The sequence below is a fragment of the Streptomyces soli genome (genome assembly GCF_003999195.1).
Classification (GTDB): Bacteria; Actinomycetota; Actinomycetes; order Streptomycetales; family Streptomycetaceae; genus Actinacidiphila; species Actinacidiphila soli.
In genome coordinates, this window is sequence record NZ_RJVR01000005.1 from 1 (window position 1) to 16,950 (window position 16,950).

Consider the following 16,950-nt stretch of genomic DNA (forward strand, 5'->3'; position numbering starts at 1 on the left):
CTGGACGAGGGCACCGTCGCGGTCGAGGTCCGGGACGGGGCTGTCACCCTGCGGGGTCACGTCCCGGAACCGCGTCTCGTCCCGGTGGTGGTGGGCCTGTGCCAGGGCGTCGACGGTCGGCGCTGTGGACGCCCACCTCGCCGCCGCCCGGGTGCGCTAGGCCCTGTCCGGCGGATCTTCGTGCGGCATTATGTGTGGGGTGAAGTCGCTGCAGCCTGATGGGCTCCTTGAGCTCCTGCTGGAGTCAGAGAAGCCAGCTGACGTAGTCCAGACCGGGGCGGCATGCCTGGCAGAGATGTTGGACGGCTTCGTCTGGGTCAGCTCCCGGCAAGCCTTGGAACGGAAGGCGGCCGGTCGCCGCGAGGTAATCGCGCTGGAGAAAAGCAAGTACAACAGGTCCGGGCACCTGATCGAGTTCAGCGTAACGAGCCTGAGCGCCTTCGACGACAGCCTGCACGCTTGGCGTCGGGCGAACCCCGGCCTCACCGTCCGGCGCCCCGAATCCGTCCAGGCAATCGTGTGCGCCTCCAGCTTCCTGGACATGTCCAGTGAGCACTTCGCGGTGCTGACTCATCCCGAAAGGCGCATCGCCCAGTTGGAGCGCCTGGCGGCACACCTCCACGAGACCGCGCTTCCGTGGTTTGCCAGTTCGGCGGATCCCAAGCAGCTCGCACGGGCTGTTCCCAATGCCCTGCTCACTCTGTGGGGCTTCGCCCAGGACTTGATCGAGTTCCTCGTCAGTAGGGGCGATCACGGGGAGGCACGAGCGCTGATGGAACGGGTTCAGGTACTCAACCCGGCACAGCATCAGGCACTCGCGACGGGCCAGGACATGGCTCGGCAGGGAGATCGCCCACGCTGGCACACACCTGAGGCTCTCGGGTGGTGCTCGTCAGTGCTGGGGCTGGTCTAGGCCTCTCAAAAATCGCTGCCTGGCACGAGCCCGCTGGTTATGATCAAGGCAAGGCGGGGTCGTAGCACAGAGGTAATGCGCCTACACATCATGGAGGAGGACGCCGGTTCGAATCCGGCCGCCCCGCCCCTTCATCCATCGCATAGGCCCTCAACCGGCCTTCCAGGCGCCCCGGCAACCAGGGCTTCCCCCAAGGCCGGGTAGTTAACGATCTCGGCGCTCATGCAAGGGAGTTGGTCCGCTCCTTTGAGGTGGTGTAGGTGGCTGGGCCGCTCTTGCGGAGCAGGCCGGACTGGGACCATCGGGCGAGTTGCTTGTGCATGGTGGCGAGTGTGATGTCACCGGGGTGGCGGGCGATCTCTCTGGTGTGCCAGTGGCGGGGGCTGTGTCGAGGAGGGCCAGGACTCGTTCCCGGCGTCGTTCGGACGGGCTGGCGTGTCGGTCGTCCTGGGACGCCGTGGGCAGTGGGGCTTCCTCGACGGGGGGTTCGAGGACGTATATCGAGATCGGTAACGGTGCGGCTGGCATCGGGCCGCCCGTCCTGGAGTCGCTCGTTGTACCGGGAGATCGGCGATTTGACCTTGCGCGTGCTGACCCGTGTCCGCCGGGGCGGGAGCAGGCCGGCCAGGACTCTGCGCCCGATGACGCCGACCGGGACGGCGCGGTCGGTAATGATGCCGGCGGCTTGGACGACCTGGTCGCGGGCGGTCTGGAAGGCGATGGTGAACCCGCAGCGGTCGGGGTCGGTGCCGGGGAGCGATTCGGCGGCGTCGACCATGACGGTCCGCAGCAGTTGGTAGAGCGTCAGCAGCGACCACCCCTCCTGCTCGACGTCGGCGCGGTCGCCCGACCGCAGAACTCGGCCGCCCATGATCGTGTGCCGGAGCGCGTAGTACGCCGATTCGTGTTCCCACCGCTGGTGATACAGACCGACCAGGGCGCCGGCCGGGAAGCGGCGTGCGTCGGTCAGGGTCGTGACCAGCCGGTAGGCCCCGGTGAACACCGTGCCGTCCGCGCAGGTCACAGTGATCCGCGCATCGATGATCCGTACCCTGAGCGTGCCGATCGCCGACAGGTACGACCCGTCGGCGAGACGGAGGAGGACGGGGGTGCGCCGGTTGCTGCGCAGCCGCCCCAGGAACTGGGCGCGCCGGTGGCGGTGACCGCGGCCAGGAAGTCGTTGCCGTCGAAGCCCTTGTCCCACAGCACCGCCATGTCCGGCGTCAGCAGGTGCAGCAGGCGCCGGGCATAGCCACCCACGCCCCACAGGACAGGGCCCGTCACCGTGGTCCGGGCCGAATGCCCGGCATGAAGACCACCCGGCCCCCGCCCGGAGGGCCACGGGTGCGGGTCGCCCGGGCCAGCCCTGGGGCGCGGTCACCACGTACCGTGGCCCAGCCCGTGGTCCGGCCGCTGCGCCCGGATCTGGGCGTGTGCGGGCCGAGGCTGCCTGTCTGGGGGTCTTGCTGTCGGTGTCGGTGGCCGGTGCGAGGATCTCCGCGATCGTGAAGCGAGGAGAGCATCGTGGGTACCTGGGGCATCAGCCCGTTCGAGAACGACACGGCGGGGGACTTCGCCATCACCCTGGACGAAACAGCTCCGGAGGGGCGGGAGGTCCTGGTCCGCGCGATGCTGGTCCGCGCCGTCGAGGCCCGGGACTACCTGGACAGTGAAGACGGGCAGGAAGCCGTCGCCGCCGCGGCGCTGGTGGCGGCACAGTGCCCGGGCGGCGAGCCGATCACGGGCTGCGGACCCGAACAAGCCCTGCCGGCCTTTGCCGCCGACCTGCGGCTGCTCGCGGCACAGGCCCTGGACCGGGTGGCCGGGGCGGCCTCCGAACTCGCCGAGCTCTGGAACGACACCCGTGACCGCCTGCAGTGGAGACAGAGCACCCGCCGCCTGCGCCTCGTCCTGGCACCCGACCCCGGGCCGCAGACGGAGACGCTATTCGAACTCTAGCTAGACAGCTCGGCGACACCCCCACGACCGTCAGGCAGTCGGCCAGATACGCATGAACGCGGCGATCCCACCCGTGAGGTTCGGCGTCAACGCCAACCGTGGGCCGGACCTTGCCGGTGGGGGAGTTGTCCGGGAGTTGCCCGGCGTCGTCTCCTTCCCCCGCCGCACCCCGACCGCCCGCACCGTGCGCCCCGCCAGGGCGACGGGCCCGGTGGGGGATCCGGCGGTAACCGCTGTCGGTGCCGCGGTACACCATGCACCCCATGAGTGATTGGCCTGCTCGCCCCCCCATATCGCAGAACCCGGCTACGGGGCCCGGTTCGTGAATCGCCGACAGGGAGGCGTACGCGCACACCAGGCCGTGAAGGCCTCGATCGAGGCCTTCACGCCGCCCAGGACATCGGACAACGAGCCGCCAACGGCGAACCAGCCCTCAACACCGCCCGGGTGTGGGTCGAGTTCATGCCCACCCTCGCGCCCGGCGGCCGATCCTCGGTGCGGCTTGCGCCCCTCGATCCCTCGCAATGGCGTCACCTCGAACCTGGCCAGGTGATCACCATGCACGAAGACCGATCCCTGGCCGGGACCGCAGTCGTCCTTGAGATCCACCATCCTGCCGCCGATACGGGACCGGATAGGGGCCATCGGGAGCCTCCCTCCGTGCCTGGCGGTAGTTTAGAGGACACGTCAACACGCTGCTGATGCAGCAGGTCCTCGCCGATCCAACGTGGGCCGACACGCTCACCGACGCCGACCGGCGGGCGCTGTCCCCGCTGTTTTGGACCCATGTGAACCCCTACGGCCGGTTCGAGCTGGAGATGAACAGCCGCCTCGACCTTGACCTCGCAGCCCGGGCGGCGACGGTACCCAACCCACACACCCCCAAGGACGAGGCCGCCGTGGCCACTACTTGATCATTGCCGAACGGGTGCCTGCTGCCCATAGCCGCCGCACGGCGGTGGCGCCGCCACGGGGAGATGAACTTGTACGCCACACCACTGACTCATCAGTCGGATCAGGTGTACCAGCGGTGTGCGTGTCCCTCCCGCAACGGTCCTCCGATCAGGTCGAGTACCTGTTTTGCCGGTGGTGGAGGTGGAGCAGGCCGCACGTGCGCTGGGTATCTTCGACCTGGACTCCTTCACGCCTGGACCTGAGGCCTCGCGCCCCTCAGTCGACCACATGCAGGACGATCTTCCCGGTTGCGCCTCCCTTGAGGGAGGGGAGCGTCAACCGTTGCTGCGTGCCCACTGTGCGGCCTGGACCGTTCCCTCCTGGATGTCCTGCTGCGGCAGTTGAAGGCCGAGTGCGGTTTCCAGAGCGTGGAAGTACAGTTCGAACTCGTCGGTCAGTTCGGGGTGGTCCAGTTCGGCGCGGCGTATGGCCTGGTTGAGGAAGTCGAGCTGGCCGCCCCGGTAGTAGGGGGCGCGGCCCCGGTTGTACCAGATCAGTTCCAGTACACCCCAGTCGTCGTCGATGCGGCGGCCGTCGCGCGTGTAGTCGAAGGTGTAGATGGCCTTCGCGGCGCAGGCGCTCAGCCGCACGGTCTCAGTGACTCCGAGCCGGGAGAGAGCCGCACTGTCGGCCCGGGTGCCGGGTGGTGTCTCGTGGTACATCAGGAACGCCCAGTCGCCTGCCTGCCCGAAGCAGAAGGTCTCCCAGGCTATTTCCCAGTAGTCGCGGCCGGCGCCGTCCATGCTGCGCAGGTCCGACAGGCCTGTCCCGGTGGCGGTCTGTTCGGGGTCGGCTCCGTGGAGCAGGGCGATCTGTTCGGCGCTGATGCCCTCGCCGCGGAAAAAAGCGAGGTTGGTGTAGGGGTCCTGCTCGCGCCATGCGCCGGCGATCCAGGCGAGGCGTTCCAGCGGGTCGCGTCCGCGCGGCTGTGCCGTCCGTGTACCGTCCATGCCGCCGCTGCGGAATCTACTTCCCCATGCGGGGTTGATCTGGTGCAGCATCTCGGCCTGCCCGGTGACGAGGTTGGTGACCGGGCCGTGGCCCGGCGAGCGGGCCACGATGTGCTCGGCGAGATTACGGACCGCTTCCTCGGCAGCGAAGTACAGCACCTGGTCGAGGTCCTGGGTGGTAAAAATCTCCTGGTAGGGGCTGTGGTAGCCGCGCACAGTGCCTTCTTCGTCCAGGACGAGGAAGAGGCCACCGGGATCGCCTGCGCGCTGTGCGTACTGGTCGGGTGATGTGCCGGTGGGCGGGAGCATGGCGTCGTCGAGCAGGTCAGAGCCTGCGGCTAACTTGTGCCAGGCCCGTTTGAGTGTGTGCTCCGTTATCTGCATGGGCGTCAGTATGCCGCCAGGCACTGACACGACCTGGCCGAAATGGCACCGTGGGTCAGAGATAGGAGACCGGGGCCGTGAACACGTGGAACTCCCGCCGGGCGGGAGTGCTGTCCTGGCTCGGCTGGTGCCGAGAGCGCGGCTACGAGGCATCTGCTGTTCCGGCCTGGGCGAAGCGGCTGGCGGTGCCGAACTCCGAGACGCCGGCCCGCTCAAAAGTCACCCGGCTCCACGGATCCCGAACAACCACCATCGGATCCTGCAGCTGACATGGCTACCCCGTCTACGTTCCGTGCTGGTCAAGGGTCACAGGCCCCACAGTCCCTTGCCCAGCGCGGTGAGACCGCCGCCCAGCGCGAGCAGCAGCACTACCAGCTGGGCCCCTCTCTCCGACACCCGCTCCGCCAGCGCCTTCCCGATCACAGCGCCTGCCGCCATCCCGGCCCCGACCAGCAGCCAGACCGGCGCAGTGAGCTGCGGCATGCCCTTGGCCGCAACGGAGAACGCGTTCACCACGAGCCCATAGAACTGCGCGTTCGGCACGAACTCCCGCACCGTCCAGCCCGCATTCACCGCATACAACGAAACTGCCGGACCACCCACCCCTGCCGAGGAGTTCATGAACCCGCTCGCGGCACCGGCTGCCAGCGCTCCTTTGGCGCCACGCAGAGCGGGCATCCGAGTCCCACCCATCACCAGCAGCACGGCAACGCTCACCAGCACCCCCATGCCGACCAGCAGTGTCGGCTCGGACAACCGGGCGGCCACCCAGGCCCCGGCCGGCACAGTGCAGGCAGCCGCGGCGACCAACGGCACCATCGCGGCCAGACGGACCTCCCTCCAGCTGCCGACGAGTCCGATCGCACTGATGGCACCGGCCCCGCAGTTCGCCAGCACCACGCCCTCAGCCGGGCCCAGAAGCAGCACCAGAGCAGGCACCGCGACGAGCGCGAACCCGATCCCCGCCAGCCGCTGCACCGACGCGCCCAACAAGATGATGCCACCCAGCAAGAGGTCGGCGGCCCAGCCACTCGCCACAGACGGCTCCTCGCGGGTGCGGTTCATGAGTGATCCCGCACAGCCTTTACCCACGGAGCAAGCACAATCAACGGCTCTTCTTTGCCACGGCGGAGGCAGCTGGACGAGCACTTCGCCCAGGCACCGGGAGGACCGGCGTCCAAGTCCTGGGAGCGCGCCAAACGCCGCCGCCATGGTCTTGCGAACCACCGGCTTGTCCGGTTCGCGGACGACTGGGCGCTGATGGTGGCGGGCTCCAGGAACGCGTGCAGCGGGCCACCGTGTAACCCTGCCGCTGGAGCTCGTGCCAGATCTTCCTGGCCCCGTAGACGCGGTAGTTGGCGTCGTAGACGCCCTGGATCAGCAGCGTGAGTTCGGCGTCGCGGATCTGTCGGGACGAGGGGGTTTCCTGGCGTTTCTTGTGGGCGTAGTAGGTGGAAGGGGCGATCTTGCAGTCGTGCTCGGTGAGGACGCGGCAGATCGGCTCGACACCGCCGAAGCGGACCCGGAACTCGTCGATGAACGCTACGAGCGTGTGTGTGGCCGGTCGAGCTCGGCCGCGAAGAAAGACGCCGCGGCTTTGAGGATGTCATTCGCCCGCCGCAGTTCGGCGTTCTCCTTCTTCAGCCGCTTCATCTCAGCTGATTCCTCCGTACTCACCCCGGGCCGGGCGCCGGCGTCGACCTGGTCCTGCCGCACCCACTTGCACAGCGTCTCGGTCGAGCCGATGCCGAGCTTCGAAGCCACAGCTTTCATCGCGGCCCACTCGGTGGCGTGATCGGGTCACACCCCGGCGACCATCCGCACCGCAAACCGATGTCCTCGTGGTGCTCGATGAGGGTGTGCCGTGCGTCGTGGCGGCCGACCGCGAGCTGCTGGTCGGGCACCCACTGCAGACGGCCGGCACAGTCCGGCTTCTGGCTGCGCAGGCAGGTCTCGGCGCCGGCCATGGTGGGGCCTCGACTATCCATCCACGTCCCCGGGGAGCAGCGACTGCCAGGGGCTCTGGTCTGCGGTGTGCAGAAGGGCCCATATGCGTGACACCAATCACTCGTTCGCGTCACAGAACCGTCACACCATTCATAACGCCCTCAGATCGCTGCCAATCTGGGCAACCATGACCACCCGCACCCGCACCCGCCCAGAGGGAAACACCGTGCACCGCACCGCCCGACACGCCGCGGCACTCGCGGCCACCGCCCTCACGCTCGCGCTCGCGGCCTGCAGCCCCGCCACCACCGGCAACGGCAGCAATGGCAGCAAGGGCGACAGGACGCCGACACCCGCCACCAGCACCGCCGCCGCAGCAGCCGCGACGGCTGCCCTCCCCAACCTCGTCGGCACGGGCCTCCAGACCGCCCAAGACACCGCACAAGCCGCCGGGTTCTACCACCTCGTCTCGCACGACTCTCTCGGCCGCGCCCGCCACCAGATCCTCGACCGGGACTGGAAGGTCTGCTCGCAGACCCCGGCCGCCGGCCAGCACGACACCAGCGCCACGGTCGATCTCGGCGCTGTGAAGCTCGCGGAGAGCTGCCCGGCCAAGGACGCCAGCGCGCCCGCCAAGGCTGCCGGCACCATGCCCGACTTCAAGGGCAAGTCCCTCGCCGTCGCCCGCACCGCCCTCGGCACGTCGACGAGCATCACCACCAAGGACGCTTCCAGCAACGGCCGGATGATCCTGGTCGAATCCAACTGGCAGGTATGCGCCCAGACCCCGGCGGCCGGCGCGAAGCTGACCGGCCAGCCCGTGGTGTTCACTGCGGTGAAGTTCGGCGAGACCTGTCCCTGATCAGGCCGCGCGCACAACAGAGCCCCCGGGGGACCACCAACCCCCGGGGGCTCCGCTGCCTGCACGGAACACCCAAGCACTCCAACGACGCGCTGACGATCGTCGCCCTCGCGCTCGAAGCCAGCGCAGTTTGCGCGAGGCCGGGTTCGCCGCCACGGTCCGCCACGACCTCGACTTCGACCAGCCCGGCACAACGACGGTCGGCCCTTGGTGGGTCCACGTCACCGGCTGCACCCCACGGCCGGCCCCGGTCTCCCTGACGCGGGACGCCGTGACGCTGTACGACATCGAGACCAACACCGTGTGGCGCCGCATGAGCCTCCGCGATGGAGAGCACGAGATCACCGTGTGCCGCGGTCTCGACGACATCCTGCAGGGATACGACACGAGCGACCGCCGCCCGCAGCGCGTCTCCTGCAGATCGACGCCCCCGGCACCCGCTGGCCGCACGACACCCCCTGTGTCAACCTCACACTGTTTGAGCGGGCAGTGGTGGGGTTGTGAGGCGTTGCAGTCCGCCGTGCCGGTCGGGCTGGTAGGGCTTGTTGTTGAGCCAGCAGCGGTGGATCACGCGTATCCAGGCGCGGGCCAGGACACGGATGGCGTGCGGGTGGTCTATGCCACGTCCGCGGGCGCGTTGGTAGATGTCGGCGGCCCAGGGGCTTTCGTGGCGGCTGTTGTCCGCGAACGTCACGATGGCCTGGCGGAATCGTTTGTTGCAGGCCCAGCGGTAGGACACGCCGCGCATGCGGCCGGATGCCTTGGTGACCGGGGCGACGCCGGCGAATGCGGCGATCGCGTCGGGGCTGTCGTAGGCGGCTCGGGAGTCACCCCACTCGGACAGGATCTGGGCGGCGCTGACTTGCCCGGCCCGGGGCAGGGAGGTGAAGATCCGGGCGTCGGGGTGCTGGCCGAGGTGGCTGACGACGGAGCGGTCGAGGTCCTTCCTGACGGTGCCCAGAGTCCGCAGCACGGTGACCAGGGCGATCACGGCGTCGCGTCCGGACTCGGTGTGGTGCTCGCCGGTGACACCGGCCGGGGCTCGGCGCAGGCGTGTCAGCAGTTCCTCGGCGTTGCGGCGTCCGCTGTAGCCGTGCTTGGTGCAGAACGCGGCCATGCGCTATCTCACCCACCTCCGCCGTGGCCCTCTGTTGCCGGTCGACAGCTCCGGAAGAGCCGGGGGCGGCAGTGTCATGCGGGCTCTCGCAGAGCGACAGGCCCAGGCCGTCACCCCGGCTCTCACCGGCATCCAATCACGAACCCAGTTCGGGGCCGGTGTACACCCCGCTACGCCCGCAACAACGGCATCGTTAGGCAGCCCGTGGGCGGTATAGCCACGTGCACGGCAGCAGGAGGCAACTGGTGAGCGACCGCAGCGCTATCGAATGTTCCGAGGCGACCTGGAATCCGACTACGGGCTGCGACCGCGTCTCCTCCGGCTGCGACAACTGCTACGCCCTTACCTTGGCAAAAAGGCTCAAGGCGATGGGTGCCGTGAAGTACCAGAATAACGGCGATCCCCGTACCTCCGGTCCCGGCTTCGACGTCACCCTGCACCCGGACTCCCTCGACGTGCACTACAGCTGGAAGAGCCCGCGGGTGGTGTTCGTGAACTCCATGTCGGACCTTTCTGGCGGGGTGGCAATCTTGAGTCGCCCATTTCCCCAGTTCATGCGCCCCAAAGATGGTCTCAACCGTGTGCGACACCTGTCGTGGACGGGCGGTGAGGCTCGGTGAGTTCCTCGACGTCGATCGAGTGGACGCGGTCTGATGACGGGTCGGCGGGTGCGACGTGGAACCCCGTGACGGGTTGCACGAAGGTGTCCGAGGGCTGCGACAACTGCTGTGCGGAGACCTTCGCTGAACGGTGGCGCGGGGTTCCCGGGCATCCCTTCGAGCAGGGTTTTGACGTGCGGCTGTGGCCAGAACGGTTGACCTTGCCGTTGCGGTGGCGCAAGCCGCGGCGGGTGTTTCTGAACAGCATGTCGGACCTGTGGCATGACGCCGTCGACGCCGAGCTGATCGCCCAGGTGTTTGCCGTGGTCGCGGTCGCCGAACTGCACACGTTCCAGATCCTGACGAAGCGACCGGGCCGGATGCAGTCGCTGCTGGCCGATGGCGGGTTCTGGGGCCAGGTCGAGGACGCGGTGGCCGAGTAGCAGCCCTCGCCGGCAGCAATGGCCGCCGTCGACCGCCGTTGCTTGCCCAATTTGTGGCTCGGGGTCTCAGCGGAGACGCAGAAGTGGGCGCCGGTGCGGCCCGACAAGCTGACCTCCAGCACTGCGGCGGCGGTGCGGTTCGTCAGCTGTGAGCCGCTGCTGGGCGAGCTTGACATCCATCCGTGGCTGGCCGACGGCCTGGACTGGGTGATCGCGGGTGGCGAGTCCGGGCCGCGAGCTCGCCCGATGCATCCGGATTGGGCTCGTGGCCTGCGTGACCAGTGCCGGGACGCCGGGGTTCCGTACTTCGTCAAGTCGGGCGCGTTCGGCCCTGAGGCACACGGGCACGATCGCGGAAGCCTGAGTCTTATCGACCGTCGCGGGGAGAGCTGGAACGGCGCGGAGACGCCCGCTTCCTCGGACGTGGTCCGGATGCGGAGAGTCGGCAAGGGCCGGGCCGGCCGCACCCTGGACGGCCGGACGTGGGAGGAGTTTCCACGGCCCCCGGTCGCGGCGGGAGTCGGCGGTGGCTGACCTTGTCGTTTAAGCAGTTCGCCGCGGTTTGGTGCCGACCCGCGCCCTTCAGCGTGGTCCTGTCGACGACGTTGTGCGCCGGGCCTCTGCGTAGGCCACCTCGCTTCCGTCAGTCTCGGTGCTGGCCCAAGTTGCCTAGGACCTGGCCGAGTTGGGCCGGGGTGAGCGGGGGCTCGGGTAGCCGGGCGGCGGCGGGGGAGGCGCGCAGGCCGTCGAGGAGCAGGGCGAGAGGGCGGCGCCAGGCGTCTGTGGCCGTGGCGGTGAGGGCCGGGACGGCCCGGCCGAGCGCCGCCAGCGCGAAGAGGACATCCTCGGTGCTGAGATCGCTGCGAATGGTGCCCTGTTCGCGGCCGCGGCGCAGCAGCAGGTCCACGGTCTCGCGGTTGTGGGCGTGGACGGCCTCCAGCGAGCCGACGCCCTCCAGGCGCGTGGTCATCAAGTCGTTCGTACCGCGATTGGTGGCCAGACCCTCGAAGACCGTTTCGACGTAGGCTAGCAGGCCTGACCAGCCGTCCTCGGCGGTCCGGGCACGCTCCCCGGCGGCTGTGGTCTCTGCCAGGGAATCCCGGAAGACCTCGTCGACGAGTGCGGCGCGGCTGGGGAAATGCCGGTACAGGGTGGCGTTTCCCACGCCCGCCCGGCGGGCGATCATGTCGAGTGGCGCATCCAGCCCCTGCCCGGCGAACGCCTCGCGGGCCGCCTCCACCAGCAGTTCGCGGTTGCGCCGCGCATCGCGCCGCCGTACCGGATCCGGCCCGTGGGCGCCGACCGTCATGATTTCACCCCTCGACAGTACTGGGGATCACTCCCCGGTACCGATGCTATCGTGGGGCTTCAAGTGGGGAGTAGTCCCCACTTCAGTGAGGAGGGATGGACGATGGCGGACACGGCACTGGTGCTGGGTGGCGGCGCGGCGGTCGGCGGTGCCTGGGCAGCCGGCGTGCTCGCCGGGCTCTCCGAGGCGGGGATCGACGTGGCGCGCGCCGACGTCGTCATCGGCACCTCCGCGGGCGCCGTCCTGGGCTCCCGGCTCGCCTCCGGCATCAGCGCGGCTGAGCTGTACGAGCGTCAGCTCAGCGGAGCCGAGGCGATAAACATCGCGGTCACCCTGGGGCAGACGGCCCGCTTCCTGTGGGCGGCACTCGGCTCCCGGAACCCGCAGCGCTCCATCGAGCGCCTCGGCCGGGCAGCGCTGGCGGCCCGTACCGGCCCCGAGTCGGACGTCTTCGCCGCGGTCGGCACCCTGCTGGGCGACGTACGGGACTGGCCCGAGCGCGAGTTGCGGATCACGGCGGTCGACGCGCGGACCGGGAGCCTCGAGGTGTTCGACGCGGGCTCGGGCCCGACCCTTCTTGAAGCAGTCGCGGCGAGCTGTGCGGTGCCCGTGGTCTGGCCGCCCGTCACCGTCGCGGGCCGCCGCTGGATGGACGGCGGCAGCCGCTCGACCACCAACATCTGCCTCGCCCGCGGCCACCGCCGCATCGTGGCGCTCTCCCTGATCCCCGACGCGGTCGGTCCACACCCGAGTGCCCCGCAGGAGGCCGCCGCCCTGGCGGCGGACGGTGCCCGCATTACCGTCCTGGCCCCGGATCGCACCGCCCGCCGCGCGATGGGCCGCAACATGGTGGACGACTCCCGCCGCTCGGCTGCCGCCCGCGCCGGCCACGCCCAGGCCACGGCACTCGCAGAGTCCGTGGCCGAGGTGTGGCACGGCTGACGCGACCGCGGTGCGGCGCCCGCCGACGGCTCAGGGAGATCCGTACGGCCCCTCGGAGCTGAGCTTGTCGTTCAACCCGCGGCACACAGGGCGCATCTGCCTGATCGACTGAACTTGTCGTGTCGGCATCCAGGCACTGACCGGGGCGCGGTTCAGTGCAGCGGAACAGCGGTATCGGTGATGCTGTCGGCGGCGAGAAGCTCAGCGTGTGCCGCCGCACGCCCGATGCACCCGTGGTGAGCCCGCAGCCTGCGTGACTAGTGCGCCGCGGGGGGCTGGCGGTCGTCAGCTGGACGGCCGGACCTGGGACGATTTTCCGGCCTCGGCCCCGGTCGCTGTGGGAGCCGGGCGTGGGTGATCACCTGGGTGCGCGGCTCAAGAGGCCGAGCGGTTGAGCTGGTTCGTCAGCCGCCGGTTGGTCTCGCGCGCCGCGGCCGGCTCTTCGTCTCGTTCCTCCAGCACCCGCTTGAGGTCGAGGTTGGCCTGCTCTGCGTGTCCGAGCTCGGCCTGGAGCGCGGCGGTGCCGGTGGCGGCGCCGAGCCTGCTGCGCTCGAGCGCTTGCTGGCCGAGCAATTCGGAGAGCCGGTCTTCGAGCTCGCGGATGTGCTGGGCGAGCCGCCGGTTCTGCTCGTGCAGGTTGGCATTCTCGGCCAGCCACGAGCCGGGCCGAACTCGGCGTCACGGCGGGCCTGCCGGAAGGGGAGTTCCTGATCGCGATGGCCGCCCACAAGGACACCGATGCCGGACAGGCCGCCGTGCTGTCCGCGATCAAGGCGACGGCCGAGGGAGCGATCGGGAAGCTGGTGGAGCGGCCGCGCGGCGGTGGATGGCGCTTCGGCGAGCCGTGGCCGGCCCTGCAACGCCCGACCTGGCGCCCCGACATCCGTGCGGCCGTCATCTCCACCAACCGCATCAACATGCACCGCAAAGATGCTCAAGCTCGCCACGTCCGCCGACCTGTACCAGGTGGCGATCAACGCGGACTGCGTCGTCTACCCCTCCGACGGCCCCAGCCCGCTCGACTTCCTGCTCCGGACCCTGGACGGCAAGCCGCTGCCCGGTGGCTTCCGGCTCGGGGTCTCGCCGGGGATGGTCAAGCTCGAAGGCGCCCAGGACATCTTGTGGGCCGAAGGCCTCCTCGAGGAACACGGCCCGACAACGTGAACATCGCCCGGCACATCAAGGACGGCGTCGTCACCGCCGCCGACAACGGAGAGTAGGCGTTATCGGTGGGCATCCTCGGGGACGGTCTCGACAAGGCCACGGCGAAGGCGTTCACCCGCCCGATCCCGAAAACGGCGCAGGCCCAGATGAAGTACCTGGTCAAACAGGAAAAGGGCTCCACCCGGGCCGTGGCGCAACTGCTGGGCATCTCCCAGCGCACCGTGGAGCGCTACCTCACGGCCGGTTCAAACGGCCCCGCATGGACCTTGCCACCCGCCTCACGGACGAGGTCCGCAAGCGGTGGCAGCCCCGAGTCCGCGACAAGGCCAAGAAGCAAGCGGCCACCACCGCCGGCATCGTCGTGGAAACCAAAGCCCAGTTCGGCTACACCGCCGCACCCGGCACCACCGACGACGGCCGCGAACGTCTCCTCACCCAGCACCTGCCGCCCACGTACGCCGCCCGGCTCTTGGACGCCCAGGCCGCCGGCGCCACCGACCAGCAGCTCCGGGACATCGTCGCCGAAGGCCTGCAGGAGATCTACTTCAAGGACCGCGGCCGCCGCGCCCAGAACCTGCTGGTGAAGTTCACCGACATCCAGTACATCGAGTTCGACATCTGACGAGGTCAGGACACGTGCAGCCCTCGAGCAGACCTGAGACTGAGCAGCCGATCTGGCCCGTTAGCGCTTGAGTTGGCCCGGCTGAGCGTTGTGGTTGGACCGCAGAGTAGCCGCCCCGTCTTTGGTTCCCGGTGGTGCGGCTGCGCCGGGTCTGAGGTTCAAGGGCGGTCAGGACGACGCCGGGACCGGGAAGGCCACCGGACTGCGGTGGCCGTCGCGGTCGACAGCGCGAACCCCGAAGAAGACGTTGTCCTTGGAGATGTCCAAGGTGTACGACGTGACATCGCCGACCGGGACGACGTGCGTCCACTCTGGCGCCGTGGTCTCGCGCCACACCACCTCGTAGCCCGCGAGATCGGGCTCGCTGCCACGCGTCCAGGCGAGCTGCGTGGCATTGGTGAGCACGGCGGTCAGAATTCGGACCTGGGTCGGTGTCCCGGGGGCCTGGGCGAGGGTCCACACAGCGGCGCCGTTCACCCGCGCGACCCGGGCGATGTAGTCGAAGTCGCAGAACTCCGGCAGGTCTCCGTACTGCTTGCCGTCCGCCACCCGGACGTCCTGGTGCTGGTGGGCGTAGTCCTCATGCGGCTCGGTGAAGCGCGCCGCCGGGTAGCCCTGCTGGAGGAAGGGGATGTGGTCGCCGCCGCGCAGATAGCGGTCCCGGCGGTAGATCACCCGGATGCGCATTCCGGTGGCGTCGTTGTCGGCCACGTCCCGGACGAAGCGGCCGAGCTGGCGAGGCGGCGAGTCGTTCTCCCCGCCGACAGAGCGGCGGGTGTTCGCCTGATCGGCGGTCTCGGCGGTGGGCACGCCTTCCGCGAAGAGCCGCAGGGCGTACGGGTCGCGGGTGCCGTCGTCGGCGGTGCCGCTGCCCACGATGTCGTTGGTGAACATCGCCTGGACGTTCACGCCCGCCGCCTTGAACTCCCCGGCCATGTGCGCTGCCCCGTACAGTCCCTGCTCCTCGCCGGCCACGGCGGCGAACACGATGGTCGCCTCGGTCCGGCGGGTGGCCATCAGCCGGGCCAGTTCCATGGCGACGGCCACGCCGGACGCGTCGTCGTCGGCGCCCGGTGCGTCGCTGGTGGCGTCCATGACATCGGTGCAGCGCGAGTCGTAGTGCCCGGACACCACATAGACGCGGTCAGGGGAGACCGAGCCGCGCAGGGTGGCCAGCACATTGGTGATGCGGGTGGCGGTGGGGATGCGCGAGGCCGGCGCCTGCACGTACGACTGGAGTTCCACCGTCATCCGGCCATTCGAGGCGGCCGCGTATCCCTGCATCTCGGCGTGGATCCAGTCCCGGGCGGCGCCGATGCCCCGGTTGGGGTCGTCCTGGCTGGAGAGGGTGTGCCGGGTACCGAAGGCGGCCAGGGCGCGTACGGTCGCCTCGATGCGGGCCGGGTCGATCTCGCGCAGTAGCGCGCGCAGTTCGCGGGACGGGCGCTGGGCAGTGGCCGGCGCGCCGGCTAGCTGATCGTCCGTAGCGGCGGCCGCGGGGGTGCCGGCGACGACGGCCACACCGGTGGCGGCGGCCGCAGCCGCAGAAGCGGTGAGGAAGGTCCGGCGGCTTGAATGGCTGGAGTTCGGCATGACCGCCATGGTCATGCACGAGTCAATCCGCCACAAGGGTGCGACGAAAATACCTGTGCATGCCGTTGTGGCTAGACCACCGTCTGCGACAAGGCCGGGAAGACCGCCTGCGAGACGTGGCACCAGCCATGCACCCTGCCCGCCGCCGGCGACACGAGTCCGCCCAGCGCGGCAAGAAGATCACCGTCAAGGTGACCGCCAACCGCACTGGACACGCCAGCGGTCCGGCCACGAGCAAGCCGACCTCCACCCTCGCCCGCTGAGCCGATGTGGGCCCCGCCGGACTGCGGGTGCCGATAAATCATCCGGTCAGGTAGGCACCTTGATCGTCGATCACAGGCCCGGGATCTGGATCTCGCCGTCGCCGTCTTCACGTGGGCAGGGCGGGGGCGGCACCATGATGTGTCGTGTTGCTGCGTCTGGCCTGCTTCGTTGTCACGGATACGTTCTCCCTGTTTCGCCTGGTGCCGATGTCCAATCGTGGCCTGGAGGCCGAGATAGTGACCTTGGGGCATCGGCTCGCGATCTTGCAGCGTCGGAGTGTCAAGCCCGTGTTCACGGTGGAGGACCGGTTCCTTCTCGCTGGTCTTCTTCACAGCCAAGGGAGACGTTGTGGCGCTTGCAGTTGCTGGTGCGTCCGGACGCGATCCTGCGCTGGCACCGCGGTCTGCTGAGACGGCGCCACGCTGCCGGTTGCGTGCCGGGCCGCCGGGGCCGGCCATGCACGGTGCGCTCCATCCGGGCCCTGGTACTGCGCCTGGCGAGAGAGAACCCCGCCTGGGGCTATCGGAGGGTGCGCGGGGAACTGGCAGCCGTGGGCGTGAAGGTCGCGGCTTGGACGGGCTGGGAGATTTTCAAGGCGCACGGCATCGAGCCCGCTCCCGAGCGTGGGCAGGTCACCTGGGCTGCGTTCCTGGGCGGCCAGGCCGAGGCTATCCTGCCGTGTGATTTTCTCGAGGCCCGCACGCTGACGGGAGCGCGTCTGTATGTCTTCGCCGTGATCGGGCACGCGTCGCGGCGGGTGCAGATTCTGGGCGCCACTGCGCACCCGACGGCAGCCTGGGTGGTGCAGCTCGGGCGCAATCTCATCATGGACCACGCAGATGCATGTGACTCTCCTCTGATTTGCAGTCGAGCCGTTCTCGACCTCGGCAGGCGGTCTGCTCAGGTAAGAGCGGACATCGGTTCCGCC

General features: G+C 69.3%; 15 protein-coding genes, 1 tRNA gene and 8 pseudogenes. 15 read left to right on the forward strand and 9 right to left on the reverse strand.

Going from position 1 to position 16,950, the window contains the following annotated elements; translation table 11 throughout:
- The 3 genes and pseudogenes from EFK10_RS00240 to EFK10_RS00250 all read left to right on the forward strand — a co-directional run.
- Positions 1–219, forward strand: a pseudogene (locus EFK10_RS00240) (hypothetical protein); the annotation flags it as partial.
- Entirely contained in the window at positions 200–913 is a 714-nt protein-coding gene (locus EFK10_RS00245) for a hypothetical protein (protein WP_127353782.1), read from the forward strand. The pseudogene EFK10_RS00240 and the gene EFK10_RS00245, both read left to right, overlap by 20 nt.
- 53 nt (positions 914–966) lie before the next feature.
- Positions 967–1,041, forward strand: a tRNA-Asp gene (locus EFK10_RS00250).
- A gap of 92 nt (positions 1,042–1,133) precedes the next feature.
- Here the strand turns inward: EFK10_RS00250 and EFK10_RS00255 are convergent.
- On the reverse strand, positions 1,134–2,117 hold the full coding sequence (locus EFK10_RS00255) for a hypothetical protein (RefSeq protein WP_127353783.1): 984 nt from the start codon (positions 2,115–2,117) through the stop codon (positions 1,134–1,136).
- Positions 2,118–2,437: 320 nt separating this feature from the next.
- Here EFK10_RS00255 and EFK10_RS00260 point away from each other — a divergent pair, with 320 nt between their 5' ends.
- Positions 2,438–2,872, forward strand: coding sequence for a DUF4259 domain-containing protein (locus tag EFK10_RS00260; RefSeq protein ID WP_127353784.1), 435 nt, complete (start codon positions 2,438–2,440; stop codon positions 2,870–2,872).
- Positions 2,873–3,178: 306 nt separating this feature from the next.
- On the opposite strand, the gene EFK10_RS52985 is transcribed toward EFK10_RS00260, so the two are convergent.
- The gene (locus tag EFK10_RS52985) at positions 3,179–3,484 is read right to left on the reverse strand and encodes a hypothetical protein (protein WP_164835738.1); all 306 of its coding nucleotides are present in this window, start codon (positions 3,482–3,484) and stop codon (positions 3,179–3,181) included.
- 86 nt (positions 3,485–3,570) lie between these two features.
- On the opposite strand from EFK10_RS52985, the gene EFK10_RS49215 reads away from it, so the two are divergent.
- Positions 3,571–3,786, forward strand: a complete 216-nt coding sequence (locus EFK10_RS49215; RefSeq protein ID WP_265737458.1) for a Tn3 family transposase — start codon at positions 3,571–3,573, stop codon at positions 3,784–3,786.
- A 315-nt stretch (positions 3,787–4,101) separates the two neighbouring features.
- Here the strand turns inward: EFK10_RS49215 and EFK10_RS00275 are convergent, their stop codons facing one another.
- Positions 4,102–5,160: a hypothetical protein gene (locus tag EFK10_RS00275; RefSeq protein WP_127353786.1), complete on the reverse strand. Its 1,059-nt coding sequence runs from the start codon at positions 5,158–5,160 to the stop codon at positions 4,102–4,104.
- Between the two features lie 68 nt (positions 5,161–5,228).
- Between EFK10_RS00275 and EFK10_RS00280 the strand changes: the two are divergent.
- A pseudogene (locus EFK10_RS00280) lies at positions 5,229–5,381 on the forward strand (site-specific integrase); the annotation flags it as partial.
- Positions 5,382–5,466: 85 nt separating this feature from the next.
- Here EFK10_RS00280 and EFK10_RS00285 read toward each other — a convergent pair.
- From EFK10_RS00285 to EFK10_RS00300, 3 genes and pseudogenes are all read right to left on the reverse strand, one after another.
- Positions 5,467–6,225: a sulfite exporter TauE/SafE family protein gene (locus EFK10_RS00285; RefSeq protein ID WP_127353787.1), complete on the reverse strand. Its 759-nt coding sequence runs from the start codon at positions 6,223–6,225 to the stop codon at positions 5,467–5,469.
- A 217-nt stretch (positions 6,226–6,442) separates the two neighbouring features.
- Positions 6,443–6,978, reverse strand: a pseudogene (locus EFK10_RS53705) (IS3 family transposase); the annotation flags it as partial.
- Positions 6,930–7,148 carry a hypothetical protein gene (locus EFK10_RS00300; protein WP_127353789.1) on the reverse strand — a complete coding sequence of 73 codons (219 nt, stop codon included), beginning with the start codon at positions 7,146–7,148 and terminating at the stop codon, positions 6,930–6,932. The pseudogene EFK10_RS53705 and the gene EFK10_RS00300, both read right to left, overlap by 49 nt.
- Before the next feature lie 146 nt (positions 7,149–7,294).
- Between EFK10_RS00300 and EFK10_RS00305 the strand changes: the two genes are divergently transcribed.
- Positions 7,295–7,969: a hypothetical protein gene (locus EFK10_RS00305; RefSeq protein WP_240676878.1), complete on the forward strand. Its 675-nt coding sequence runs from the start codon at positions 7,295–7,297 to the stop codon at positions 7,967–7,969.
- 469 nt (positions 7,970–8,438) lie between these two features.
- Here EFK10_RS00305 and EFK10_RS00310 read toward each other — a convergent pair whose 3' ends face one another.
- A complete protein-coding gene (locus tag EFK10_RS00310) occupies positions 8,439–9,086 on the reverse strand; it encodes a transposase (protein ID WP_206305246.1) in 648 nt (215 codons plus the stop codon).
- Positions 9,087–9,331: 245 nt separating this feature from the next.
- Here EFK10_RS00310 and EFK10_RS00315 point away from each other — a divergent pair, with 245 nt between their 5' ends.
- Positions 9,332–9,706 (forward strand): DUF5131 family protein, encoded by a 375-nt coding sequence (locus EFK10_RS00315; RefSeq protein ID WP_240676879.1) that lies wholly within the window; start codon positions 9,332–9,334, stop codon positions 9,704–9,706.
- Positions 9,703–10,662 (forward strand): annotated as a pseudogene (locus tag EFK10_RS00320) (DUF5131 family protein). The gene EFK10_RS00315 and the pseudogene EFK10_RS00320 overlap by 4 nt, the downstream one beginning before the upstream one ends.
- A gap of 109 nt (positions 10,663–10,771) precedes the next feature.
- On the opposite strand, the gene EFK10_RS00325 reads toward EFK10_RS00320, so the two are convergent.
- Positions 10,772–11,437 carry a TetR/AcrR family transcriptional regulator gene (locus EFK10_RS00325; RefSeq protein WP_127353790.1) on the reverse strand — a complete coding sequence of 222 codons (666 nt, stop codon included), beginning with the start codon at positions 11,435–11,437 and terminating at the stop codon, positions 10,772–10,774.
- A gap of 102 nt (positions 11,438–11,539) precedes the next feature.
- On the opposite strand from EFK10_RS00325, the gene EFK10_RS00330 reads away from it, so the two are divergent.
- From EFK10_RS00330 to tpg, 4 genes and pseudogenes are all read left to right on the forward strand, one after another.
- Positions 11,540–12,379 (forward strand): patatin-like phospholipase family protein, encoded by an 840-nt coding sequence (locus tag EFK10_RS00330; RefSeq protein ID WP_127353791.1) that lies wholly within the window; start codon positions 11,540–11,542, stop codon positions 12,377–12,379.
- A 354-nt stretch (positions 12,380–12,733) separates the two neighbouring features.
- Complete coding sequence (locus tag EFK10_RS00335; protein ID WP_127353792.1) at positions 12,734–13,090, forward strand: hypothetical protein; 357 nt, start codon at positions 12,734–12,736, stop codon at positions 13,088–13,090.
- Positions 13,015–13,599, forward strand: a pseudogene (locus EFK10_RS53710) (telomere-associated protein Tap); the annotation flags it as partial. The gene EFK10_RS00335 and the pseudogene EFK10_RS53710, both read left to right, overlap by 76 nt.
- Before the next feature lie 9 nt (positions 13,600–13,608).
- Positions 13,609–14,165 (forward strand): annotated as a pseudogene (gene tpg / locus EFK10_RS00345) (telomere-protecting terminal protein Tpg).
- A 168-nt stretch (positions 14,166–14,333) separates the two neighbouring features.
- Here the strand turns inward: tpg and EFK10_RS00350 are convergent.
- Complete coding sequence (locus EFK10_RS00350; protein ID WP_127353794.1) at positions 14,334–15,758, reverse strand: M20/M25/M40 family metallo-hydrolase; 1,425 nt, start codon at positions 15,756–15,758, stop codon at positions 14,334–14,336.
- Between the two features lie 158 nt (positions 15,759–15,916).
- On the opposite strand from EFK10_RS00350, the pseudogene EFK10_RS46845 reads away from it, so the two are divergent.
- A pseudogene (locus tag EFK10_RS46845) lies at positions 15,917–16,021 on the forward strand (glycoside hydrolase Chb); the annotation flags it as partial.
- Between the two features lie 144 nt (positions 16,022–16,165).
- Positions 16,166–16,866: pseudogene (locus EFK10_RS00360) on the forward strand (integrase); the annotation flags it as partial.
- Positions 16,867–16,950 lie beyond the last annotated feature (84 nt).